The following is a 24,858-nucleotide window of genomic DNA, read 5'->3' as shown; positions in this document are numbered from 1 at the left end:
TCATTCTTATTTAAAGAATGCAAAAATACGCCTCTTAATTGAATTATAGCTTAAAAATCAATAGGCTTTATAAAAGCATAAACCCCACGATATTGAAATGTTCAATAGTTGTGGGGTTTATAAAAATCAGTTTGCCTTAAAAACCTTATGTATTACTCAAATTAAAGAGCTTGAAAAAGCTAATTTTGCTAAACTTAAATGAAAACTCATACTCAAAAGGTCGTAAAAATAAGATTAGCGCACCAATCATGATTAAAGCAAAACTTACTAAGCCATGTACAAAGCCTATTAAAACATGAAATAATATTCCTAAAAATAATATCGTACCTCTATTATTTTTACTCATGAATAATCCTGCAAAAAGCAAAAATTCTAGGATAATTACCCACCAATTGATAATCGTTAATGAGAACGGATTTTGTAACACTGGTAGTACGATAGGTTTAAGCCAATTCGCCATTCCAAACATTGGGTCTGTAAACCAATAATAAAGCGCTGTTCCGTTTTGCCATTCTAATACACTACATTTGCCAACGGCCGAGTGTAAATAAATAACTGCTACTTGTATTCTCACTAAATCATAAAAAATAGAAGCCACTAAGTGCTTATATCTATATTTAGCACCAACCTTCGGATTCTCGGCAGTTTCCCAATGCCATAAACGACTATCTGTTAAAGTAATTGGAATTAATAAAAAACTAATTACTGTAGCGGCGTGTTCACCACCATCTACCAATGGAGCTGATGAAATTAAACTATAATTTATCCACCAATGTAACACCCCCATGATTCTAGGTCTCCAACCGATTGTTACTACAAATAAAATGACGATACTAATCCATCTTGCTAATTCAAGGTTATTGGATAATAGGCAAAAAAGACTAATTTTCCCACTTAATCCATTACACATTGGTATATCATCAACGCCCAATATTGGTCTGAATAGCGTACTTACATCATTCATTAATAAGGTAAGTAAAACACTCAACGCAATAAGCGACCTGCCTAAGCCATAAACATTGCTCCAAATATTTAGGCTTAGTTTTCTTTCGATTTGATTATCTATTTCTTGCCACATAACACTTTTAGAATTACATATTTAGCTGGCATCTCTTCACTCTTTTTAAGTTCAGACCATGCCCAAGGAACGGGAGAATAACTTACTATTGCTATTGTATCTTTCAAAATAGGCATTGGAGAGATATTTCTAACCTCTATTATTTTGGTCGTATCTTTTTTGATACAATCAACAAAATTTCCCTTACAATGCTGCCAGTCGTTTTCAGATGGCTGAGGAATAATCATAGCCATTTCAACAGATTGAGCTCTTACAAGTCTATTTAATCCAAATGAGTTACCCGGTTTTGAAAGTGGGGTAAGTGGATTTTGTATCCACTTACCATTTTCTTTATAATAAATTATCACTTCATCTTCTTTAGGATTACGGGTAAAAAATGCCCATCCTTCGGGTAAAAAAGACTGGAAAGTACTTGTTACCTCCGTGTTGTAAATCGACAATGGATTATGGGGCAAAGAGATTGTCATTGTCAGAATCACAAACATTACCACGAATAGTTGCCCCACGATATATAAGGCTCTCATATTCTGAATTGATATTGTTTTGTGATTGATTTCACTAATTGCTCTTGAAATAAAACCTCTTTTCCAAAAAGATCAGATGGCATAGGGGTATTATCAATGGCAAACAACACAACATTTACCGCTACTGCTATATTAACAGCTTCGTGCACATTCACATTTTGATTGATATTTACATTCTGGTTTACGTTTACATTCTTGTTTTCATTCACATTTTCGTTCACGTTAAACCAACTGCCTGCTCCAATATCTGCTAATCTGTTAAAATTTACATCTATGTTTCTATTAAAATTGAGATTTTGAAGACGATTGAGATTTCTGTCAAGCTGTAAGTTTAAGTTTTTATTGGTGTTCAAATTGAAATTGATATCTCTATCAAAATTCAAATCAAAGTTTCTGTTTTTATTCACAGCCAACATACTATTTGTATTCGGTCCTGGAAATAAATTCACCATTCTGTTCTGATTAATCTGGAGATTTGTAACCCTATTGGTCATAAGTCCTTTTAATAACCTACCTTCAGGGTCGGGCACATTAAGAAGCTCTTTTAACTTGGCAAAATCAGACACTTCAGCCAATTCTCTTAATTTCTTTTTATCTTCTTTTGAATAAAGGCTATCTATTAGCTCGGGATTTCTTTTTAAAATAAGCAAAGGCATCAGGGTACTTGTAGAGCCAAGTATTTTCTCGCCTGCATATTTTAATGCTGTTTGAACTAATACAGGGTCGCCACTTTGTACCATTGCTCTAAATTCCTCAAAAAACTCGGGAGATTGCTTCTTAATATCTGCGATGACAAATTCTTTGTATTTAGCATACGTTTTCTTTTGAGCAGCGTTAAACTTGTCGATACCGGCATAATCTCGAATCTTTTTCAATTCAGGAATATTCACACTCGCGTCTCCTTCGATAAACATGATATCAGAAAAGAGTTTTGCTCCATCCACTTTGGTGGTATTATTGGAGTTTCCTTTGTTTTCACAACCGCTAACTATCGCAAGCGATGTGACTAGCGCCCAATAAAGGACTACAGATTTGATTGTTTTCATCATTTAATTGATTTTGATAATGTTGTTTAGCAATAATTACTAGGCATAAAATTGTAAATAAATGAATTTAGAACAATCTGAAAATTATTGAGCGGTATCTAAATTTATTTAACGGTACATTATTTAGAATAAATTATTACGCTTTTAATTCTTTTATTCATCTTTAATAATTTAATGATGATAATTTTAGATGTACTTCTTAAGCACATAATCATGATTTTATTATTGAATTATCATATAAAAACAGAAGAGGCTTCCATTGCTGAAAGCCTCTTCTGTCGAATTATTAGTCTTCTTATAACATCGAAATAGTCAATGATTATAAGGGATTTTGTCTTACTAAAATCCTAGTGTTTTTTAAGTTTCACAATTTTATGTAGTGGCGTTTCTAACGCTTGTTTGAACGCACCAGTCGCATCAAATAAAAGTACTTTACGGTTTGTTCCATCACTTATAGCTACATAAATATTTCCATCAGCATCTTTACCAGCACGTTTTACAGTATAACTTGCGTAATTAGTAGTAATATAACTTGTTAGCGTAGCTGGCAATGTAGTAATATCTACTTCTGTTAGTTTCGCTTTTTTAGCATAATGCTGAAGTGTTTTTACAAATACACCATTGGCATCAAACAATAGCCCTGTTTCAACATTATTTAAAGAAACACCTACTACATACTGCCCTTGGGCATCCTTACCAGCAAACTTGATACTTGCTCCTGCATAATTAGTAGAAATATAAGTAGTGATAGTAGTTGGCAAAGCCGCTGGGTCAATACTTGTGATATTTCCTTTACATTTTTGTTTGGTAACCGTATCAGTCACAGCAGCCGTACGGGCAGCAGATACTTCTAACGCTGAATAATTATCATCCGAAGCCGTTAAATCCTCTTGCTTTGAACAACTCGCTAACATGACACCAATAAAAGCTGTCATTAGAAACATTAATTTTTTCATTGTGTAATGGTTTTTACGTTTAAATAAATTTGACCTTAACAATTACATAGACAGCTCTATTTTCATAAGCGTTGCATAGCAGGTAAAAATACTTATTATTCTACTTAAATATAATCTTATCATGAAAAAACATAATTATATTAAAATTATAGCAACAAAAAAGGCTTCCATTGCTGGAAGCCTTTTCTTAATATTATTACTCGAAAGTAAATTATGCTAAAGCAATACGTTTGAAAGTACTGATAGTTAATCCTTTTTGAGTTTGCTCTAACAATTGTTTGATATTGATAGAACCGTCTTTTACAAATTGTTGGTTCAACAAAGTGTTTTCTTTGTAGAATTTCTCTAATTTACCTGTTGCAATTTTTTCTAACATTGCTTCTGGTTTTCCTTCTTGACGAGCTTGGTCTTTACCGATTTCGATTTCACGTTCGATAGTAGCTGCATCAACACCGTCTTTATCTAAAGCAACTGGTTTCATTGCAGTGATTTGCATAGCGATATCTTTACCAACTTCAGTAACATCAGTTCCTGTTACGTTTGTAAATGCTACTAAAACACCGATTTTGTTGTTAGAGTGGATATAAGAAACAACCTTATCAGCAGTGATATTTTCATAACCAGCTACATTGATTTTCTCACCAATTTTACCAGTTAATTCAACCATTGCTTCTTGAGCGTTACGTCCGTCAGCTAAAGTAGAAGCTAATAAAGCATCTTTATCTGCTGCATCTGTAGCAACTGCTGATGCTAATAAAGCAGCAGCTAATTCATTGAAATCTGCTACTTTAGAAACTGGTTCAGTTTCGCAAGCTAAAGCAACTAATTTACCATTTGTTCCATCTTCGCTAATAGCAACTAATACTACACCTTCGTTAGTAGCATTGTCTGCACGTTTAGCTGCCACTTTTTGGCCTGCTTTACGAAGAATATCAATAGCGGCTTCAAAATCACCACCTGCTTCAGTAAGGGCTTTCTTACAATCCATCATGCCCGCACCGGTCATTTGTCTTAACTTATTAACGTCTGCTGCTGAAATAGCCATCGTTTTATTGATTTTAGATTTTGGATTTACGGATTGCTAAATTGAACTGGCATTTATTACGTTAAAATCGCAATCCGCATTCGCTAATTCAATGTTAATTTTTAAAGGAACAGCCCATAGAATTCCATGGGCTGCTCAATTTTGATAAATTATAATGATAAAGTTATGACAAAAAGATAGTTCCTATGGCTTTCTCAGATTATCATATCTTCAAATTATTATTAATCTTCTTTCTCGTATTTAGCCGCAACTTTCGCTGCTTCTTTAGCTGCCTCTTCGTCAGCTAAACGTTTCGCTTCTTCCTCCTCTGCTAAACGAGCATCATCTTTATCTTGTTTACGCTCCATTAAGCCTTCTTCGATAGCTTTACCAATTGCTAAAGTAATCAAAGCGATTGATTTGTAAGCATCATCATTAGCTGGTACTGGATAGTCAACTAAATCAGGGTTCGAGTTAGTGTCGCACATTGCGAAAACTGGAATACCTAATCTTTTTGCTTCTGCTACTGCAATGTGTTCACGCTTAACGTCAACAATGAAAAGAGCTGCTGGCAAACGAGTAAGGTCAGTAATACCGCCTAATACTCTTTCCATTTTCTCTTTATCACGAGACATCATCAAACGCTCACGTTTTGCTAAAGCTTTTACTGTTACTTCATCTTTCAATAATCTGTCGATAGTTGACATTTTTTTGATTGATTTACGTACAGTAGCGAAGTTTGTAAGCATACCACCTAACCAACGGTCAGTTACGTATGGCATTTTCAAACGACGAGCTTCTTCAGAAACAATTTCTTGTGCTTGTTTCTTTGTAGCAACAAACATTACTTTACGACCTGAACGAACTACTGCTTTGATAGCAGTACAAGCTTCGTCTAAACAAGCTAAAGTTTTGTTCAAATCAAGAATGTGGATACCATTCTTCTCCATAAAGATGTATGGAGCCATTCTTGGATCCCACTTACGTGTCATGTGTCCAAAGTGAACACCAGCATCCAAAAGGTTTTTGTATTCTAATTGTGCCATTTTCTGACAGTCATCAGCCTTTGTGATTTGAAAATTTGGGGATTTGAAAATTTGAAAATGGTTTAACACTTCAAACTATAAAACCTCATTTTTTCTCGTATTAAGAGCTGAACGACCAATTTTTTAAATGAAAAAATATGAAAAATATATCACTAACACATCGGTCACTGTAAGTATTAGTGAAGAAGTAATTTGAAAATCTGGAGATTTGAAAATTTGAAAATGATATTTTTTGACTTTCAAATTGCCAGATTTCCAAATTACAACGAATATTAACGTTTCGAGAACTGGAATTTACGACGAGCTTTCTTACGACCTGGTTTCTTACGTTCTACCATACGAGGGTCACGCGTTAAGAATCCTTCTTTTTTCAAAGCTGGACGACGCTCAGGGTCAATTTCTTGTAAAGCACGAGAAATAGCTAAACGAAGCGCTTCTGCTTGTCCTTTGATTCCACCGCCATCAAGATTTGCTTTGATATCATAAGAACCTTCAGTCTTAGTCAATGCAAATGGTTGATTAACGATAATTTGTAAAATTTCAGATGGAAAGTACTCATTCAAAGCACGACCATTCACAAGAATTGTACCGTTACCTGGAGTCATATAAAGACGGGCAACAGCTGTTTTTCTTCTTCCTAATGTATTAGTTACTTCTGCCATTTTTTTATAGAGAAGTTATCAGCTATCTGTTAATGGTTAATTCGTAAAGACGAATAACGGATAACGAATAACAAATAACGATTATTAGAATTTAATTTCAGTTGGTTGTTGAGCTGCGTGTGGATGTTCTGTACCTGCATATACATACAAGTTAGTGAACAAACGGCTTCCCAAACGGTTTTTAGGCAACATACCTTTAACGGCAGCTTCTACAACTCCTCTTGGGTTTTTCGCTAACACTTCTCTTGGCGTTGCAAAACGCTGTCCACCTGGATACCCTGTGTGACGGATATAAACTTTATCAGTCATTTTCTTGCCAGTAAAACGAATTTTATCAGCATTAATAACGATAACGTTATCACCACAATCAACATGCGGAGTGAAAGAAGGCTTGTGCTTTCCACGTAAAATTTTTGCAATTTCAGAAGTCAAACGACCTACAATCTGATTTTCTGCATCTACAATAACCCATCCCTTTTCTGTGGTAGCCTTGTTGGCTGAGATGGTTTTATAACTTAAAGTATCCACTTTATTAAGATTTTAAAAGTCCTAAATGTTTTCTCAAAGAAAGCACCTTTGCCATAAGGTGTTACAAAAAATATATTCACGGTGGACTCTTATTAATTGCTGTGAAAGTATTTTCGGTAAATCAAAGTTGGAACGACTCTGATTTTCAATGATTTTGCCTTATTTTCTTTCTGAACGGGCATCCAGTTAAAAATTGGGAACGCAAAATTACGGAGTTGTTTTGGTATATGCAAAAAGTTTTACATTGTTTTCGCTGATTTTCTTAAATATTTTTATCTTTTTTCTCTTAAATAAAAAGTATTTCTAAAAAATAACCCTCAGAATCTCAGACAATAAGGTCAATTGAACAAAGTAACCAAGAGAAAAGCCAATTGTTCTTTCTTTTGTTAATCACCAGAACGTACCTTTGTGTTTAATTATTGGCAAAACATAGTTAAGTATAGGATTCATTCGGTGACCCAATAATTGAAAATTTATTAACACTGTGCATAAAGGAGCAAACAATACATACTTCGGCAATATCAAAGAAGGTATAAAATCTTCGTTGAAAGGGCTCTCGCTATCGTGGAGACACTTGAAAGAAGCACGCCAAAGCCGAAAACCAATTTTTGTAAATAATCCTGATTACTTCAAACAAGAAACAGGCATTGTTACATTACAGTATCCCCATGAGAAGCTTCCATTGCCTGACAATGGTCGTTATCAACTACATAATGAGATGGACGATTGTATCGTCTGTGATAAATGTGCGAAGGTATGCCCTGTTGATTGTATCGAAATAGAGCCTATCAAGGCTACGGGCATTGCTGGGTATGCTTCTGATGGTTCTGCGATTCGTTTGTATGCAGCAAAGTTTGATATAGATATGGCAAAATGCTGTTTCTGTGGGTTGTGTACTACTGTTTGTCCGACTGAATGTTTGACAATGACACACGAGTACGATTTTTCTGTATTTGATATTACCAAACATAATTTTGCATTCGGAAATCTTTCTCCTGAACAAGCCCAAGAGAAACGTGAGCTTTATGACCAATTCATGCTTGAAAAAGAAGCCATGAAAGGGTTGAAAACCAAGAAGACTGAAGGTGAATTTAAGACGCTAGACACTAGACTAGAAGACGCTAGATTGGAGGATACTAAACCCGAAGAGATTGCTCCTGCTCCAAGACCAAAACCAGCCTTTAAGCCTGCATTTAAGAAAAAAGATACAGGACTGGAAGACAATGGACTGGAAGGACTTAAGACACAAGACGCTAGACTGGAAGAAACTAAAGTAGAAGATGTTTCCCCTGCCCCAAGACCGAAACCAGCCTTCAAGCCTTCGTTTAAGAAAAAAGAGGAAGGACTGGAAGATACTGGACTAGAAGGACTTAAGACACAAGACGCTAGACTGGAAGAAACTAAAGTAGAAGATGTTTCCCCTGCCCCAAGACCGAAACCAGCCTTTAAGCCTGCGTTTAAGAAAAAAGATACAGGGCTGGAAGACAATGGACAGGAAGAGCTTAAGACACAAGACGCTAGACTAGAAGAAACTAAAGTAGAAGATGTCACTCCTACCCCAAGACCAAACCCTGTTTTTAAACCTTCGTTTAAGAAAAAGGAAGAAGCACTGGAAGATACTGGACTAGAAGGGCTTAAGACACAAGACGCTAGACTGGAAGAAACTAAAGTAGAAGATGTTTCCCCTGCCCCAAGACCAAAACCTGTTTTTAAACCTTCATTTAAGAAAAAGGAAGAAGCACTGGAAGACACTGCACTAGAAGGACTTAAGACTCAAGACGCTAGACTAGAAGAAACTAAAGTAGAAGATGTTTCCCCTGCCCCAAGACCGAAACCAGCCTTTAAGCCTGCGTTTAAGAAAAAAGATACAGGGCTGGAAGACAATGGACAGGAAGAGCTTAAGACACAAGACGCTAGACTAGAAGAAACTAAAGTAGAAGATGTCACTCCTACCCCAAGACCAAAACCTGTTTTTAAACCTTCGTTTAAGAAAAAGGAAGAAGCACTGGAAGATACTGCACTAGAAGGGCTTAAGACACAAGACGCTAGACTAGAAGAAGTTTCCCCTGCCCCAAGACCAAAACCTGTTTTTAAACCTTCATTTAAGAAAAAGGAAGAAGCACTGGAAGATACTGTACCAGAAGGACTTAAGACACAAGACGCTAGACTAGAAGAAACTAAAGTAGAAGAAGCTACTCCTGCTCCAAGACCGAAGCCTGTGTTTAAGCCTTCGTTTAAGAAAAAGGAAGAAGCACTGGAAGATACTGTACCAGAAGGACTTAAGACACAAGACGCTAGACTAGAAGAAATTAAAGTAGAAGATGTCACTCCTACTACAAGACCAAAACCTGTTTTTAAACCTTCGTTTAAGAAGCAAGACACAGGACTAGAAGACGCTGGACTAGAAGTAAAAAAGGAAGTTGAAGAGATAAAAGCTGAGGAAGTTGTTCCTGCTCCAAGACCAAAGCCAGTTTTTAAACCTTCGTTTAAACCTAAACCAAAAACTGACAATTGATACCTTTTATTTTTATAGCATTTATCTTATTAATAGCCGTCTCTGCAAGTGTTGTTTTGTGGAGTAAAAATGTATTATATGCTGCATTCAGCCTTTTGCTTACCTTCTTTGGTATTGCGGCACTATATGTATTGATTGGTGCAGACTTTCTGGCTATTACTCAACTTTTAGTATATGTAGGAGGAATTTTAGTTTTATTGATTTTTGGGGTAATGCTTACCAATCAAAAAGGAAGTAAGGAGAATGGCAAGAATGATATTATTGGTACAAATACTAACCGATTAATTGGATTTGTTGTCGCCATCGGATTATTCGGGCTACTTTTCTACTCTTTTGCAAGGGCTGATTTCATTAAAATACAATCTTATTTATTCGAAACCACCGAGACTTTTTCTACTACTCAAAATATTGGTATTTTATTAATGACGGACTTTGTCCTACCTTTTGAGGTTTCAGGTATTTTATTAATGGCAACGTTAATTGGTGCGGCATATCTAAGTAATAAATCTAAAGTATAAATATTGATAAACGCTGTAGATATTTTCAACATGGACAATAGTTTTCTTTCATATTATTTACTCACAGGTGCTTTATTATTCAGCATAGGCTTGGCTGTTGTAGTTACTAAACGAAATGTTATCGTTGTGTTGATGGGAATAGAATTGATGCTCAATGCTGTAAACCTAAACCTTGTAGCATTCAGTAAAAACGACCCTGACTTGCAAGGACAAATGTTTGCGCTCTTTGTAATTGTAGTAGCCGTTTGTGAAGCCGTTGTTGCTTTGGCAATTGTTTTAAAAGCGCATGAACATTTCAATACCATCAATCTTGATGAAATAAGTACTAATTCGGAAGAGTAGATGGCTTTCGGATTTCGGCTGTCAGACATCAGCTTTCGGTCATTATTTTATTTCTTGATTACGTTGAAAGCTAAATATTCCAAAAGCATGAAAATTCTAAAAGCTAACTCCTGAAAACCAATAACCGAAGCCCAAAAGCTGAAATCCGAAGTCCGAAAACCGACGACCGATCCCTCCAAAAAACCAAAAAATATAACCTTCATCCAATTAAAATGACAAAAACTAAATACGTTTCAGAATCTCTTACTACTATGACGGAAATGATATTTCCGAACGATACCAATACTTTAGGAAATTTGATGGGTGGTAACCTTATGCGTATGATGGATGTTGTGGGTGCTATTTGTGCTCAGAAACATTCAAACCGTATTGTAGTTACTGCTTCTGTAGATAATGTATCTTTTAAAGAGTCTATTCCACTAGGTAGTGTAGTTACGCTACAAGCAAAAGTTACCCGTGCTTTTAGTTCTTCTATGGAAGTGGTAATAGATGTATGGGCAGAAGATATTCCTGCTCAACAAAGAGTAAGTACGAATAAAGCTTTTTTTACTTTCGTAGCAGTTGACCAAAGTGGTCGCCCGATAGATGTGCCTATTTCATTAACAGAAACCGAAGAGGAAAAAGCACTTTATGATGGTGCTTTACGCAGACGTCAACTTCGTTTGGTTTTAGCAGGCAGAATGAAGCCTTCAGATGCGACTGAATTAAAATCGTTTTTAAATGCGGGGGAATAGATGTTGAGCTATGAGCTTTGAGCTTTGAGTTGTCAGCTTTAAGCCATTAGTTTATGATTTAGGCAATGACAGCTTATAGCTCAAGGCTCATTCCTCACAACTCAAGGCTCATAGCTAACAGCTCACCCCTTACTTCAAATTAAAACGCTCCATCCCTTTTCTATCCTGTAAGGTTACGTAAGCATATTTTTTATCTGGGCTAAATACGATATTACTGCTTTGTAAGCCTTTCAGTTGTACTTCTTTCTCCAATTTACCTGTTTTAGCAAATACGAGTATTTTACCTAGTCCCCAGCGACAAACATACAAATTTCCCTTAGTATCACACTTCATTCCATCCAAACCTCCATCTTCAAAAGAAGTAAATAGTCTTTTATTGGAAATATTCCCTGCAAGGTCAACATCAAAAGCCCAAACTTTTTTCTGAACACTTTCATTGACATACAATATTTTTTCATTTGGACTCAAACAAATACCATTAGTAGTCCCCATTTGGTCTGTTAATAAAGTTTCTTTTCCACCTTTATCAATACGCCAAATTTTTCCCGTTGAGTTTTTCCAATTAGGGTCTGAGGCGAAAATGACATCTTTTTGGGTAATACAAATATCATTGGGCTGATTGAAGGCATCATTATGGCAATACGTAGAGATTGCCTTATTCTTCATATTCACCTTTAATATATTATGACCAGAAAAATCGGCTAATAACATATTACCTGCTTTATCAAACTGAATGGCATTGGCGGTACTCCCTTTCGGCAAAGTCAGGAACAATTCACAAGTACCATCAGGTTTCACTTTACCAATTGTGCCATCTTCTTTAAAGTTAACTACATATAAATTCCCTGCTTTGTCAAAATTAGGGCCTTCGATATTATTGGTAAATAGGTTCTCTGCCGTAAAATCTTCTACTTTAGTTTTTTGCTGAGCAGAAATTTGATACGAGAGTAAGGAAAGGGCTACAAGATTCAACGAGTAGCGTGTCATTGTTTTTTTCATGAATATTAATTGGAAATAGTATATAAAATTAAATTGGATTCAGTAATCAATCTTGTTATTCATGTTTTGCCACAAATCAAAAGCTTGTTGAGCTTCCTCTCTTCCCAAAGGAATCATCTGGATTTGGCGTTCAGAAATGGGCAAGGGAATTTCGTCATAAATAAAGGCATCATCAAAACCCACTTTAGCGGCATCGTCGCGCGTGTTGCCAAAATATACTTTTGAAGGACGTGCCCAGTAGATTGCTCCCAGACACATCGGACATGGCTCGCATGAAGTATACAGCTCACAATCTGCCAATTGGAAAGTATTCAAGTTTTTGCAAGCATCTCTGATAGCCATTACCTCCGCATGAGCCGTTGGGTCGTTCGTAGAGGTCACTTGATTATAACCTTCCCCCACAATTTCTCCATTTTTCACAATCACTGCTCCAAAAGGCCCTCCTTTTCCATCCGAACTTCCTTTGATAGATAATTCGATGGCTCTCTTCATAAATTTTATGTTGTCTTGTTCCATGATGAATATTTTTAGCAAGTTAATAAACACAATCAAAACTCTAACGACTAACATCATCTTAGCCTTGCATTTGTTTTTCAATAAAATTTTTAGGCGTAAAAAATCAGAAATTAACGAGCAGATATGCTTCTGATACTGATTCATATAAAGCTATTAAATGTTAAAACACGGATGTCTTATTTAGTATGAATCCATATAACAGATTATAACATGGCTTTCTGTATTCTCTTTGGCATTTCCCTCTAATTTTAGCATTAAAAAAATGTCGCAAACAAAATTTTATCAGTAAATTGCAGATAAATTTTGAAAAGATACTAGTCAAATAACGTATCGGTTTGGAGAAGAAGATGTAAACATCTGAAAATCAAAACCTAAAACTCAAAAAATCAACAATGAACTATCAACCGTCAGATTACCTTCCAATACTTGTTCAATTAGGGGCTGCTTTAGCATTTATTGTTGCAACAATGCTTGCAACACACTGGCTAGGACCTAAACGTCATAGTGTACTTAAAGATGATGCGTTTGAATGTGGTATCGAATCAGTTGGTGATGCCCGCACGCCTATCTCTGTTAAATACTTCCTTGTAGCCATTCTTTTTGTGTTATTTGATGTAGAGATTATTTTTATGTATCCTTGGGCTGTAAACTTTATGGGATGGGTAAAATCGTCTTCTGATGTAGCCATTACTATGTTTCTTGAAATGTTAGTATTTATGGGATTATTATTAGTAGGCTTTATCTATGTTATCAAGAAGGGTGTTTTGACTTGGGAGAAATAGTATCGTTGAATAGAATAGGTTTTTCTATAAACAAACCTTTCCTCATTCACAGTGTTATCACATAAGTTGAATATATAATATATTGTGTTTCTGACTATTGAATAGATGGTCTCGAATGACTTTTCTGGTAATTGGATTCACAAATAGATACAATGAGCGATAGAATAATAAAAACAGTTGATGCTCCAGAAGGAATTGAAGGACAAGGTTTCTTCGCTGGCAAATTAGATGATCTCGTGGGTCTTGCTCGTGCAAATTCACTTTGGCCACTTCCCTTCGCTACTTCATGTTGCGGTATCGAGTTCATGGCTACAATGGCCTCACACTACGACATCTCAAGATTTGGGTCTGAACGTATGTCTTTTTCAGCCCGTCAAGCCGACATCTTAATGGTTATGGGAACTATCTCTAAAAAAATGGGGCCAGTTCTTAAACAAGTGTATCTTCAAATGGCAGAGCCTCGTTGGGTGCTTTCAGTAGGTGCATGTGCATGTTCGGGTGGAATTTTTGATACTTACTCTGTTTTACAAGGTATAGACCGCATCATTCCTGTTGATGTTTATGTACCAGGCTGCCCACCTCGTCCTGAACAAATATTGGATGGCTTTATGCAAATTCAAGAAATTGCGAAGTCAGAGCAACGCCGTCGTAGAGAATCTCCTGAATACAAAGCACTTTTAGCATCTTACGGAATAGAGTAACAGTTATCCGTTTTACTAAGTTTTAGTAACGACGATTAACAGATAAGCTAACAATGACAAACGAACAAATAGCACAAGATTTAGTCGCACAATTTGGCGAAGATAATATTTTTGGAATTGTAGAAAATTACGGTTTATTGAACGTAACAACTACAACCGACACCATTGTGCCGTTGATGCATTACTTATATCAACATCCGACCTTCAAATTCCAATTTTTAACAGATTTAGGCGGTATCCATTTTCCAGACGTTCCGAGCCATGAATTTGGCGTTATTTATCACCTACATAGTTTAGAAAACAATGTAAGATTGATTATTAAATTGTACGTTACTAGAGAAAACATCGTAGTACCAACCCTCACAGGCTTGTATGCATGTGCCAATTGGATGGAAAGAGAAGCCTTTGATTTCTTTGGAATTATGTTTTTAGGACATCCCAAAATGGAACGTGTTCTGAACGACGAAGAAATGGATTATCATCCGATGCGTAAAGAATATCCATTAGAAGACGCCACTCGTCAAGACAAAATTGATGCCTTATTTGGTAGATAAATTTATAAAAATATGTCTGAAATCGCATTAGTATCAAGCCCTTTCGTAGGCTTAGAGAAAGCACAAATAGATAAAAAGTATGTCAATGAGTTGACTACCCTAAACTTAGGGCCAACTCACCCTGCCACACATGGTATTTTTCAAAACATCTTGACGATGGACGGAGAAACCATTATTGATGCAGAACAGACAGTAGGGTATATTCACCGTGCATTCGAGAAAATTGCTGAGCGTCGTCCTCTTTATCAAATCACAACGCTTACAGACCGTATGAACTACTGTTCATCACCAATCAATAATATGGGTTGGCACATGACGGTAGAAAAACTGTTGGGTGTTGAAGTACCTAAAAGAGCACAATATATCCGTGTAATCATGATGGAATTAGCGCGTGTTGCTGACCACATCATTTGTAATTCTATCCTTGCTGTTGATACAGGTGCTTTAACAGGTTTCTTGTATGTTATGCAGTGGAGAGAGCACATTTACGAAATCTACGAAGAAATGTGTGGTGCTCGACTAACGACCAATATGGGTCGTTGTGGAGGTATGGAAAGAGACCTTTCTAAAGAAGCTATCCGTAAAATTCAAGTACTCCTTGATGATTTCCCTCCTGTACTTCGTGAATTTGAAAGCCTAGTAAAACGAAACCGTATCTTTATGGATAGAACCATAGATGTAGGGGCTATTTCGGCTGAACGTGCTTTAAATTATGGATTTACGGGTCCGAACCTACGTGCTGCGGGTGTTGATTATGACGTTCGTGCCATGAATCCATATTCGTCGTATGAAGATTTTGATTTTGAAGTTCCAGTAGGAACCAAAGGAGATACTTATGACCGTTTCTTGGTTCGTGGTGAAGAAATGTGGCAGAGTTTAAAAATCATTAAACAAGCCTTAGATAATTTGCCTGAAGGCCCATTCCACGCAGATGCTCCGCATTATTATTTACCTGAGAAAAAAGAGGTTTATAACAATATGGAAGCATTGATTTACCATTTCAAAATTGTAATGGGCGAAATTGATGCTCCTGTCGGAGAAGTATATCATTCTGTAGAAGGTGGTAACGGCGAACTTGGTTTTTATTTAGTCTCAGATGGTGGCCGTGCACCATATCGTTTAAAATTCCGTCGCCCTTGCTATATTTATTATCAAGCATTCCCTGAAATGATTAAAGGTTCAACACTTTCTGATGCCATCGTTACGATGTCGTCAATGAATGTGATTGCAGGGGAATTAGACGCGTAATTTTTGCTTAATTCAGAATAAAACATGACAAATACACAAACCATACAGTTTCCAGCTGATACGTTGGAGTTAGTTCATAGAATCATTAAACGTTACCCAGAAGGTAAGCAAAAATCAGCTTTGCTTCCAATTTTACATTTGGCTCAAGCAGAGTGGAGATGGTGTAGTTCAGAAGTAATGGATTATGTGGCTAATTTGCTAAAAATAAAGCCTGTTGAAGTTTATGAAGTGGCTTCATTTTATACGATGTTTCACCTTGAGCCAGTAGGTGAACACGTAATAGAGTATTGTCGTACGGGGCCTTGTTGTTTAATGGGCGGCGTTGAAGTATACGACCACTTAAAGCAAAAACTAGGAATTGAAACTGGTGAAACTACGCCAGACGGCAAGTTTACCATCAAAGAAGTAGAATGCTTAGCAGCCTGTGGTTGGGGACCTGTGTTTCAAATTCGAGAAAAATATTATATGAATTTGACCAACGAGAAGGTTGATGAAATCATTGATGAGTTGTCAAAATAGTAATGATACAAAGTAAGCGTTGTGAATGATGAGTTGTGAGTTTTAACATCTCTTTAATTCACATAAGCTACTTATACCTACTTTTAAAAGTAATTTATTGATATACTTTATCTGAATTCGATGCGAAGTATCGCTAATCAAATTTAATAGAAAAATGAAAATATTAACTGAACATATTGACGTACAAGGCATTGACACTATTGATGTTTTTCGTAAAAATGGTGGATATAGAGCAGTAGAGAAAGCTTTGAAAACGATGACTCCTGATGAGGTTACTGAAGAGGTAAAAAAATCAGGTATTCGCGGACGTGGCGGTGCTGGTTTTCCGATGGGTATGAAATGGTCCTTTTTGGCTAAACCAGAGGGTGTTCCTCGTTATTTAGTTTGTAATGCGGATGAATCAGAACCCGGTACTTTCAAAGACCACTATTTGATGATGAAGTCGCCTCATACTTTAATTGAGGGAATGATTGTATCGTCGTATGCTTTAGGAGCAAATACTTCTTATATTTATGTAAGAGGAGAATTAATGTATGTTGTCAATATCCTAGAAAAAGCTATTCAAGAGGCATATGACAAAGGATTGTTAGGTAAAAACATTTTGGGTTCTGGATATGATCTTGACCTTTTTGTTCAGCCTGGTGGTGGTGCATACATCTGTGGAGAAGAAACTGCCTTGTTGGAATCTTTGGAAGGTAAACGTGGAAATCCTCGTAACAAGCCTCCATTTCCAGCGGTAAAAGGTTTGTGGCAATGCCCTACTGTGGTTAACAATGTGGAATCTATTTCTGCTACTTCTTGGATTATTAACAATGGTGGCGATGAGTACGCTAAAATTGGTATCGGTAGAAGTACAGGAACTAAATTAATATCGGCCTCTGGTCATGTTCGTAAGCCGGGTGTGTACGAAATTCCATTGGGTATTACCGTTGAAGATTTTATCTATGCAGACGAATGGTGCGGAGGTATTAGAGACGGACATCAATTAAAGGCTGTCGTAGCGGGTGGTTCTTCAGTACCTATTCTTCCAGCAGAGTTGATTCTAAAAACAGTAAATGGTGAAAATCGTTTGATGACTTACGAATCGCTTTCTGATGGTGGTTTTGTTACGGGAACTATGCTAGGGTCTGGTGGTTTTGTTGTAATGGACGAAACTACTTGCATTGTTCACAATACACTTACTTTTGGTCGTTTTTATCACCATGAATCATGCGGACAATGTTCGCCATGTCGTGAAGGAACGGGCTGGATGGACAAAGTCCTTTATAGAATAGAACATGGAAAGGGCCGTCAGGAAGATGTTGATTTATTAGTAGATGTAGCTAAGAAAATTGAAGGTAATACGATTTGCCCATTAGGTGAAGCTGCCTCTTGGCCAGTAGCCGCTGCTATTCGTCATTTCCGTGATGAGTTCGAATGGCACATTAAATTCCCTGAAAAAGCCACACAAAAAGGAGCAGTATTTATGCGTGAAGGGGCAAGTTGGAGTTTATAATTTAAAGGATATGCAAAAAAAGATATTATTTATTGGTCACGACGCCAATGTTGCGGGTGCACAATATGTACTACTTGATTTACTTAAATCTTTAAAAAATCAAGGGTTAGAAATATATCTTTTATTAGCAAAAGGTGGGACTTTATTGGCTGAATTTAATAAAGTCGCTAATGTGATTCTTTGGGAATATAATGAAGAATCCTCAAGAAGAAACCCTTATTCAAGAATCATTTACGATAAAGTTTTTAAATTAAACAAAATCCGTAAACTGAACTTTTATCAGGAAAAACACAAAGAGTTAGCCGAGCTAAAGTTTGATTTGATTTTTTCGAATACCATTGCCAATGGTGGCTTATTGCGAAGTCTAGAGTTTTTGAAATGTCCCTTTGTAGTATATGTACATGAACTTGAAAATTCTATACAGAAATATACGTTACCAGAGGATTTGGAATATCAAGTACAAAACTGTACTCATTTTTTAGCCGCCTCAAAAGAGATTAAAAGTAATCTGTTTAAAAACCATCAAATTGCTGAAGATAGAATAACGGTTGTGAATCCATTTATCTCAGTAAATGGTATTCTCAATAAGTTGCATTATGCAAACAGAACAGGTATCAGAAAACGCTTGAATATTCCTAGTGATGCTTTAGTGATTGGAGGATGCGGAAATTTTGAATGGAGAAAAGGCGTTGATACATTTTTGTCAGTAGCCAATGCCGTTTTTAGTGAAAAGAAAGATGTTCACTTTTTGTGGATAGGTATTCAAAAAAACTCTGTTGAACACCAAAACATTTTGTATGATTTGGAAAAAATGGGTATTGAAAATCATGTGCATGTCATTGCTCCTACCAGAGACAACATCGATTACATGGCTTGTTTTGATATATTCTTTCTTTCTTCAAGAGAAGACCCTCATCCATTGGTGATGATTGAAGCAAGTTTGAATAAAATCCCTGTCGTGTGTTTTGACAAAGCTGGTGGTGCTCCTGAATATGTGGATAAAGATGAAAGAGTAATCATTCCTTACGGAAGCATCGTGAGTGCTAAAAATAAATTGATTACCCTGATTGAGAATAAATTACTCAGAGAAGAAATTGGGCAAAAAATGTATCAGAAAGCCTTAAATTATGATGCTTCTGTGATAACTCCGCAGATATTACAAATTTTAGAAGAAATAAACGAGCATGAAAGTATTGCCTAATTGTTGAGATAAGGTACTCTTCAAATCGTTAATAATTAGGTTGCTCTTAGGAAAAACCGTGTTTTAATCGACAAAATTAAATATTAAGCTTTTATATGAAAGTTACAATAGATAACATCACCGTTGACGTAGCCCCAGGTACAACCATTATGCAGGCGGCTCGTCAAATTGGGCCCCATATAGCACCTCCTGCCATGTGTTATTACGAACCACTAAAGGCTTCGGGTGGTAAATGCCGTGGTTGTTTGGTTAAAGTAACAGCTGGTTCTGAAAAAGACCCGCGTCCGATGCCAAAACTAGTCCCTGCTTGTATTACTCAAATTCAAGAAGGTATGGTTGTAGAAAATACAATCAACGAGCAAGTATTAGAGGTAAGAAAAGGCATTGTAGAGTTTTTATTGTTAAATCACCCGTTAGATTGCCCAATTTGTGACCAAGCTGGGGAATGTGATTTGCAAAACTTCACTTTTGAACACGGTGTATCTAAAACACGTACGGTAGAAGAAAGAAATACATTTGACCCTGTAGATTTAGGGCCAAATATTAAACTAAACATGAATCGTTGTATTTTGTGTTACCGTTGTGTGTACACAGCTGACCAAATTACAGACGGACGTGTGCATGGTGTAATGAATCGTGGTGACCATGCTGAGATTAGTACCTATATTGAAAAAGCAATTGATAACGATTTCTCTGGAAACATCATTGATGTTTGTCCAGTAGGAGCTTTAACTGATAAAACGTATCGTTTCAAAAGCCGTGTGTGGTTCTCGAAACCAGTAGATGCAAGTTGCGATTGTGGAAAATGCTCAGGAAAAGTAACACTTTGGTACAGAGGCGACGAGGTAATCAGGGTAACGGCGCGCAAAAACGAATGGGGTGAAGTAAAAGAATTCATCTGTAATACATGCCGTTTTGAACGTAAAAAGACTTCTGATTGGACTATCGAAGGACCAACCCAAATAGCACACAATTCAGTAATTTCTGCGAATAAATATGGTGCGAACAAAATAACGCCAGCATTTCCATTGAAACAAGCAGCAGAACAGTATAAAAAGATTGACGATAACCGTGATCGTTCATTTTTAGCCCCACAAAAGCAATTAAATTAATTGATTGTAGATAGTTTACTATTTACATATTTAGATATATGGAAATTACATCAATATTATTTAAGGCCAAAGCCATTTATGTAGGAATTATCTTCGCTATCACCCTTGGTGTAGCGGCCTATTCTACTTACTTTGAGCGTATCATTGCTGCTTTTATGCAAGACCGCGTAGGACCAGACAGAGCAGGTCCATTTGGTATTTTACAGCCTCTTGCTGATGCTGTAAAAATGTTTATGAAAGAAGATTTCATCCCTGCACAATCTAACAAGTGGCTCTTTATTGCTGGCCCATGTATCTCAATGCTTACGGCATTGATGACATCAGCAGTAGTACCATTTGGAGATAAATTGGATTTAGGAGACGGCATCATCTTAGACCTACAGGGAATTGATGTTAACGTCGGTATCCTTTGGGTATTTGGTATTGTTTCTTTAGGCGTTTATGGTGTATTAATTGGTGGATGGGCTTCAAACAATAAGTATTCATTGATTGGTGCTATACGTGCGGCTTCACAGAACATTTCTTATGAACTGGCAATGGGACTTTCTATCATCGCTATCTTGATGCTTTCGGGTTCTTTGTCTACAAAATCTATTGTAGAGACTCAGCAAAATGGACATTGGAACATCTTCTACCAACCACTTGGTTTTATAATATTCATCATCTGTGCTTTTGCAGAATGTAACCGTACGCCTTTCGATTTACCTGAATGTGAAACTGAATTGATTGGTGGATACCACACTGAATATTCATCAATGAAATTAGGCTTCTATTTATTCGCAGAATACATCAATATGTTTATTTCTGGTGCAGTAATGGCTACTTTATATTTTGGTGGTTATGATTATCCTGGGCATGACTTCGTAGCTTCTTTTGCCTCAGAAAAATTCGGTGCTACTGTTGGAGCAAACATCGCTACCTTAGTAGGTGTAGGTGCATTAATCGGAAAAGCATTATTATTTGTTTTTGTATTTATGTGGGTTCGTTGGACTTTACCTCGTTTCCGTTATGACCAATTAATGGGCTTAGGATGGACAGGTTTAATTCCATTATCAATGTTCAATGTTGTATTGACAGGTGCATCGATGTTGTTTACTGTAAACGAAGGTGGTTCAAACTGGTGGACAGCTGCCGCATCGTGGGCAGGTGTTTTCATTATGCTGATAGTAACATTTGCTTTCAGCGAAATGAAATACAAGAAAAAGAAATCAGCAAAATTAGCAACAGCTTAGTTTGATTAATACAAGCAGGCTTTCAAATAAAATTTAAAATCTTTCCTTTAAGGTTTGAAGACTATTATGAAATTATCAAATAAATCCAAAGTCTTAGAGCAAGAAGAAATGACTTTTGCAGAACGCATTTATCTACCAGCTATCGCCGGAGGTATGTTGACTACGCTAAAGCACTTCTTTTCTAAAAAAGTAACCATTCGTTATCCAGAAGAAAAACGTTATTTAGGTCCTGTCTTTCGTGGACATCATATCCTAAAACGTGATGAAGAAGGCGCTGAACGTTGTACTGCCTGCGGACTATGTGCAGTAGCTTGTCCAGCAGAAGCGATTTCGATGGTTGCCTCTGAACGTAAAAAAGGCGAAGAGAATTTATATCGTGAAGAAAAATATGCAAGCGTGTATGAAATCAATATGCTTCGTTGTATTTTCTGTGGTTTATGCGAAGAAGCTTGTCCTAAACAAGCTATCTATCTACAACACGACAAAATGGTTCCTGTTTTTGAAGACCGCTCTGAAGTGATTTTTGGAAAAGATAAATTGGTTGAAAAAATGGATAACCGCTATTTAAGAGAAGGTTGGAAATAACCATTTTGTAAATAAATTATTTGTAATATCTGATAACGATTCATTAAAAATATGAACTTTTGGTACTTTCTAACTGCTTTGACACTCCTAAGTGCTTCGATGGTGGTATTATCTAAAAACCCAATACATAGTGTATTGTATTTGGTATTCACTTTCTTCTGTATTTCTGGCCATTATGTGTTATTGAATGCTCAGTTTTTGATGGCAGTTAATATTGTGGTGTATGCAGGAGCCATTATGGTTTTATTCCTCTTTGTAATTATGATGATGGATTTAAGTAAAAATGCTCCTGATTCAAAAAATACATTGACTAAACTAGCAGGTGTGATACTCGGCGGAACGATATTGGTAATCATCATTGCAGCATCCCGTAAAATGGATTTAAAGAACGCTGTAGGAGTAAAAGCATACGATGCTCAAACTGGAATGGTTGAGGGCTTAGGACAAATATTATACCGTGATTATGTACTTCCTTTCGAATTGGTTTCAGTACTCTTTTTTGTAGCGATGGTAGGTGCAGTAATGTTAGGAAAGAGAGAAGCTGGAGAGAGGAATTTTTGATTTAGTATAATTATATAGAAAAGCCTTCCTTGTGAAATTAACTTCAAAAGGAAGGCGGCTTTCCTTGAATGTTGTAAAAGTTTAATTATCAATATATTACAAATAAAACAACCCCGAAAAAGTGTCAATATTGGCAATTTTCGGGTTTTTTCTGTATTTTGTTTCTGCTAAAAAATATAAATACAGATGCAATATACACTCATAGACTTAGATTCTCCAAATTTCTCAAAATTGTATTTATTTAAGAATACAACCGTTCTCGGAAAAATTCACCAAACTATTGATTGGGACTCTCTTGAAAAGCTTTTACCCTATAGAACTACAATTGTTGGAGCACCTTCATGGTTGCCCAGTAGAGGTCTTTTTGCTCTCATGTTCTTAAAACACCATACTGGTTTAAGTGATGAAAAACTATTGGAGCAATTTCACACAAATTGGGCAATTCAAATGTTCTGTGGAACTTTACTTGCTGATAATGAAAGAATTAAAGATAATGCATTTGTTTCAAGAGTTAGGTCTTATTTAGGAGCCCATTTAGATTTGAACCTATTCCAAAGTGTGATGATTAATAGCTGGAAGGCAGAGATTCCTGATAAAAATATCTTGCTAATGGATGCTACTTGTTACGAAGTTTATCTTAGGATACCTACTCACGTGAAGCTACTTTGGGAAGCTTGTACTTGGCTCTGGGAGAAACAGATTCCAGTATTGTGTACAAGCAATAAAATCAAACTACCACGGTCTAAATTCAAAGACCAAAAGATAAAACAGTTGACTTACAGTAAACTAAGGAAGAAGATTCATCGAAAGACCTACTCCAGAAAACGCTCGCTTTTAAAGCTACTACATAAAGGTATTTTAACACTTAATGAACTCTTAGAAAAAGTTAAATCTAAGGGATTTTCAGAAAAAGATGTAGGAGTTTTTCAAACCATAAAAGTAGTTTATGAACAACAAAAAAAACTTTTTGAAATTCCTGTAGTAAAGGTTAGCAACCAAATTGTAAGTATTTTTAAACCTTACATTAGACCTATTGTTAGAGGAAAAGAGAACAAGCCTGTCGAATACGGAATCAAGGCTCACATCAATCAAGTTGGTGGAATTAATATCATTGAGCATGCAAGTTACAATGCTTTCAATGAGTGCAAGAGATTGAAAGAGAGTGTAATAAGACATGAAACAATGATTGGAGAATGCACACATGTAGCCGCAGATGGCATTTATCCCACCAATGAGAATCGTACATTTTTAAGAGAACAAAGGATACAACATAACTTTTGTAGAAAAGGTAGAGGCAAAGATGATAAAGCAACTAAACAAATGAAAGGTATCCTCAACAAAGAGAGGAGTACACGTCTAGAGGGCAGTTTTGGTACGGAAAAGGAACACTATTTGCTTCGTAAGATAAAGGCAAGAAATCAAAAGACGGAACTCGTCTGGTTATTCTTCGGCGTATATACAGCCAATGCTGTCAGGATTACCAATCGAAGGCAAGAACACAGTCAACAGGTTCAGAAAATAGCAACCTAACAATAAATATTAAAGGACAATAAATAACCACTCAACGAGCTGGTATGGTAAAACGTTGACCAGTCTTTAAGGAAAATCAACGGCTTAGTCACAATATGAATAAAATTGTGTTTTTCAAATAAATCGCATGAAATGAAAAATCCACCCAGAACATGAGTGGATTTTATTATAAATGAATATCGAAAAACAATTTTCAAGGAAAGCCGAAGGCTTTTACTTTTTTTAGTCAGTTGTACCCATGGCTGATAAAAAAATCTGTGTTATCTGCGTGCTATCAAATCATCTCCCGAAAACTTCCCTGCCCCCGTACAGAACAACACAAGATATGCTACCAAATAAAGTAAAGCGTGTTCTTTATCATCCAAAGATTCTTTGGCACTGACTACAAACACAATCACTACCATACAAATTATCAACGGAATGAGGGCGAGGCGAGTAAAAAGCCCCAGAGCCAATAGGATAGAATAGAAAAATTCTGCAAAAAACCTTAGTGCCAAAGATAATTGCCCTCCTATGTGCAGTGGGTCTGGAAAATCTGTTGAATCTGCCAATAAATTCTGCTGTTTATCGTAGCCATGCCGAGCCATAAAAAATGAAATACCGATTCGTAAAATCAATAACCCGTAATCGGTTTGTGGAATTGAATTTAGTAGTTTTTTAGCATTTTTGAAATTGTTTATGGTTGAATTTTCTTTCTGACTTTTTTGCCATCTATTCAATTTTATAATAAATAATGTAAGTTGCGTAGTATTATAAAAAGTAAAACCTTTCAATATTGGCTTAAATTTGGTTTGCCAACTCAATTTATCCTCAATGAAAGATTTTACGATTGCAATTTATTGTTTTATAG

General features: G+C 36.2%; 27 protein-coding genes. 16 read left to right on the top strand and 11 right to left on the bottom strand.

Going from position 1 to position 24,858, the window contains the following annotated elements; genetic code table 11:
• Window positions 1–145: 145 nt before the first annotated feature.
• The 8 genes from VB264_RS11725 to rplM all read right to left on the bottom strand — a co-directional run bounded on the left by VB264_RS11725 (window position 146) and on the right by rplM (window position 6,864).
• Window positions 146–1,078, bottom strand: a complete 933-nt coding sequence (locus VB264_RS11725; protein WP_323249555.1) for a sporulation-delaying protein SdpB family protein — start codon at window positions 1,076–1,078, stop codon at window positions 146–148.
• Entirely contained in the window at window positions 1,063–1,602 is a 540-nt protein-coding gene (locus tag VB264_RS11720) for an SdpA family antimicrobial peptide system protein (protein WP_323249554.1), read from the bottom strand. Before VB264_RS11720 ends, VB264_RS11725 begins: the two co-directional genes overlap by 16 nt.
• Window positions 1,599–2,648 (bottom strand): hypothetical protein, encoded by a 1,050-nt coding sequence (locus VB264_RS11715; protein ID WP_323249552.1) that lies wholly within the window; start codon window positions 2,646–2,648, stop codon window positions 1,599–1,601. Before VB264_RS11715 ends, VB264_RS11720 begins: the two co-directional genes overlap by 4 nt.
• A 347-nt stretch (window positions 2,649–2,995) precedes the next feature.
• Window positions 2,996–3,604, bottom strand: coding sequence for a PepSY-like domain-containing protein (locus tag VB264_RS11710; protein WP_323249550.1), 609 nt, complete (start codon window positions 3,602–3,604; stop codon window positions 2,996–2,998).
• A 211-nt stretch (window positions 3,605–3,815) separates the two neighbouring features.
• Window positions 3,816–4,649, bottom strand: coding sequence for a translation elongation factor Ts (gene tsf, locus VB264_RS11705; protein ID WP_323249547.1), 834 nt, complete (start codon window positions 4,647–4,649; stop codon window positions 3,816–3,818).
• 221 nt (window positions 4,650–4,870) lie between these two features.
• Window positions 4,871–5,674: a 30S ribosomal protein S2 gene (gene rpsB, locus VB264_RS11700; protein ID WP_323249546.1), complete on the bottom strand. Its 804-nt coding sequence runs from the start codon at window positions 5,672–5,674 to the stop codon at window positions 4,871–4,873.
• 272 nt (window positions 5,675–5,946) lie between these two features.
• On the bottom strand, window positions 5,947–6,336 hold the full coding sequence (rpsI, locus tag VB264_RS11695; protein ID WP_184129677.1) for a 30S ribosomal protein S9: 390 nt from the start codon (window positions 6,334–6,336) through the stop codon (window positions 5,947–5,949).
• A gap of 84 nt (window positions 6,337–6,420) precedes the next feature.
• Entirely contained in the window at window positions 6,421–6,864 is a 444-nt protein-coding gene (gene rplM, locus VB264_RS11690; RefSeq protein WP_184129674.1) for a 50S ribosomal protein L13, read from the bottom strand.
• 484 nt (window positions 6,865–7,348) lie between these two features.
• Here rplM and VB264_RS11685 point away from each other — a divergent pair, with 484 nt between their 5' ends.
• The 4 genes from VB264_RS11685 to VB264_RS11670 all read left to right on the top strand — a co-directional run bounded on the left by VB264_RS11685 (window position 7,349) and on the right by VB264_RS11670 (window position 10,973).
• Window positions 7,349–9,379, top strand: coding sequence for a 4Fe-4S dicluster domain-containing protein (locus VB264_RS11685; RefSeq protein WP_323249544.1), 2,031 nt, complete (start codon window positions 7,349–7,351; stop codon window positions 9,377–9,379).
• On the top strand, window positions 9,376–9,897 hold the full coding sequence (locus tag VB264_RS11680) for an NADH-quinone oxidoreductase subunit J family protein (protein WP_323249542.1): 522 nt from the start codon (window positions 9,376–9,378) through the stop codon (window positions 9,895–9,897). Before VB264_RS11685 ends, VB264_RS11680 begins: the two co-directional genes overlap by 4 nt.
• Window positions 9,898–9,927: 30 nt before the next feature.
• Complete coding sequence (gene nuoK, locus VB264_RS11675) at window positions 9,928–10,239, top strand: NADH-quinone oxidoreductase subunit NuoK (protein ID WP_309915304.1); 312 nt, start codon at window positions 9,928–9,930, stop codon at window positions 10,237–10,239.
• 212 nt (window positions 10,240–10,451) lie between these two features.
• Window positions 10,452–10,973: an acyl-CoA thioesterase gene (locus tag VB264_RS11670; RefSeq protein ID WP_323249540.1), complete on the top strand. Its 522-nt coding sequence runs from the start codon at window positions 10,452–10,454 to the stop codon at window positions 10,971–10,973.
• A gap of 129 nt (window positions 10,974–11,102) precedes the next feature.
• Here the strand turns inward: VB264_RS11670 and VB264_RS11665 are convergent, their stop codons facing one another.
• Window positions 11,103–11,972: an SMP-30/gluconolactonase/LRE family protein gene (locus VB264_RS11665; RefSeq protein WP_323249538.1), complete on the bottom strand. Its 870-nt coding sequence runs from the start codon at window positions 11,970–11,972 to the stop codon at window positions 11,103–11,105.
• Window positions 11,973–12,011: 39 nt separating this feature from the next.
• Window positions 12,012–12,488, bottom strand: coding sequence for a nucleoside deaminase (locus tag VB264_RS11660; protein WP_309915295.1), 477 nt, complete (start codon window positions 12,486–12,488; stop codon window positions 12,012–12,014).
• 392 nt (window positions 12,489–12,880) lie between these two features.
• Between VB264_RS11660 and VB264_RS11655 the strand changes: the two genes are divergently transcribed.
• From VB264_RS11655 to VB264_RS11600, 12 genes are all read left to right on the top strand, one after another.
• Complete coding sequence (locus tag VB264_RS11655) at window positions 12,881–13,270, top strand: NADH-quinone oxidoreductase subunit A (RefSeq protein ID WP_309915291.1); 390 nt, start codon at window positions 12,881–12,883, stop codon at window positions 13,268–13,270.
• A 152-nt stretch (window positions 13,271–13,422) separates the two neighbouring features.
• A complete protein-coding gene (locus VB264_RS11650; RefSeq protein WP_309915287.1) occupies window positions 13,423–13,971 on the top strand; it encodes an NADH-quinone oxidoreductase subunit B in 549 nt (182 codons plus the stop codon).
• A 53-nt stretch (window positions 13,972–14,024) separates the two neighbouring features.
• Window positions 14,025–14,525: an NADH-quinone oxidoreductase subunit C gene (locus VB264_RS11645; protein WP_323249535.1), complete on the top strand. Its 501-nt coding sequence runs from the start codon at window positions 14,025–14,027 to the stop codon at window positions 14,523–14,525.
• Window positions 14,526–14,537: 12 nt separating this feature from the next.
• Window positions 14,538–15,773 (top strand): NADH dehydrogenase (quinone) subunit D, encoded by a 1,236-nt coding sequence (gene nuoD, locus VB264_RS11640; protein WP_323249533.1) that lies wholly within the window; start codon window positions 14,538–14,540, stop codon window positions 15,771–15,773.
• 24 nt (window positions 15,774–15,797) lie between these two features.
• Window positions 15,798–16,292, top strand: a complete 495-nt coding sequence (locus tag VB264_RS11635; protein ID WP_323249531.1) for an NADH-quinone oxidoreductase subunit NuoE family protein — start codon at window positions 15,798–15,800, stop codon at window positions 16,290–16,292.
• A gap of 154 nt (window positions 16,293–16,446) precedes the next feature.
• Window positions 16,447–17,787 (top strand): NADH-quinone oxidoreductase subunit NuoF, encoded by a 1,341-nt coding sequence (gene nuoF, locus VB264_RS11630; RefSeq protein WP_323249528.1) that lies wholly within the window; start codon window positions 16,447–16,449, stop codon window positions 17,785–17,787.
• A 10-nt stretch (window positions 17,788–17,797) separates the two neighbouring features.
• On the top strand, window positions 17,798–18,988 hold the full coding sequence (locus VB264_RS11625; protein ID WP_323249527.1) for a glycosyltransferase family 4 protein: 1,191 nt from the start codon (window positions 17,798–17,800) through the stop codon (window positions 18,986–18,988).
• Window positions 18,989–19,083: 95 nt separating this feature from the next.
• A complete protein-coding gene (locus VB264_RS11620) occupies window positions 19,084–20,100 on the top strand; it encodes a 2Fe-2S iron-sulfur cluster-binding protein (RefSeq protein WP_323249526.1) in 1,017 nt (338 codons plus the stop codon).
• Window positions 20,101–20,138: 38 nt separating this feature from the next.
• Complete coding sequence (gene nuoH / locus VB264_RS11615) at window positions 20,139–21,332, top strand: NADH-quinone oxidoreductase subunit NuoH (protein WP_323249525.1); 1,194 nt, start codon at window positions 20,139–20,141, stop codon at window positions 21,330–21,332.
• Between the two features lie 66 nt (window positions 21,333–21,398).
• The gene (locus tag VB264_RS11610) at window positions 21,399–21,917 is read left to right on the top strand and encodes a NuoI/complex I 23 kDa subunit family protein (RefSeq protein ID WP_323249524.1); all 519 of its coding nucleotides are present in this window, start codon (window positions 21,399–21,401) and stop codon (window positions 21,915–21,917) included.
• 51 nt (window positions 21,918–21,968) lie between these two features.
• Window positions 21,969–22,478, top strand: a complete 510-nt coding sequence (locus VB264_RS11605) for an NADH-quinone oxidoreductase subunit J family protein (protein WP_323249523.1) — start codon at window positions 21,969–21,971, stop codon at window positions 22,476–22,478.
• Between the two features lie 186 nt (window positions 22,479–22,664).
• Window positions 22,665–24,008, top strand: a complete 1,344-nt coding sequence (locus VB264_RS11600) for a transposase (protein WP_323249522.1) — start codon at window positions 22,665–22,667, stop codon at window positions 24,006–24,008.
• Between the two features lie 260 nt (window positions 24,009–24,268).
• Here the strand turns inward: VB264_RS11600 and VB264_RS11595 are convergent, their stop codons facing one another.
• Complete coding sequence (locus tag VB264_RS11595) at window positions 24,269–24,727, bottom strand: DoxX family protein (protein WP_323249520.1); 459 nt, start codon at window positions 24,725–24,727, stop codon at window positions 24,269–24,271.
• Window positions 24,728–24,858 lie beyond the last annotated feature (131 nt).

It is taken from the genome of Arcicella aquatica (assembly GCF_034928825.1).
In the GTDB taxonomy this organism is placed as follows: Bacteria; Bacteroidota; Bacteroidia; order Cytophagales; family Spirosomataceae; genus Arcicella; species Arcicella aquatica.
This window is presented reverse-complemented; position numbering and strand designations above follow the sequence as displayed.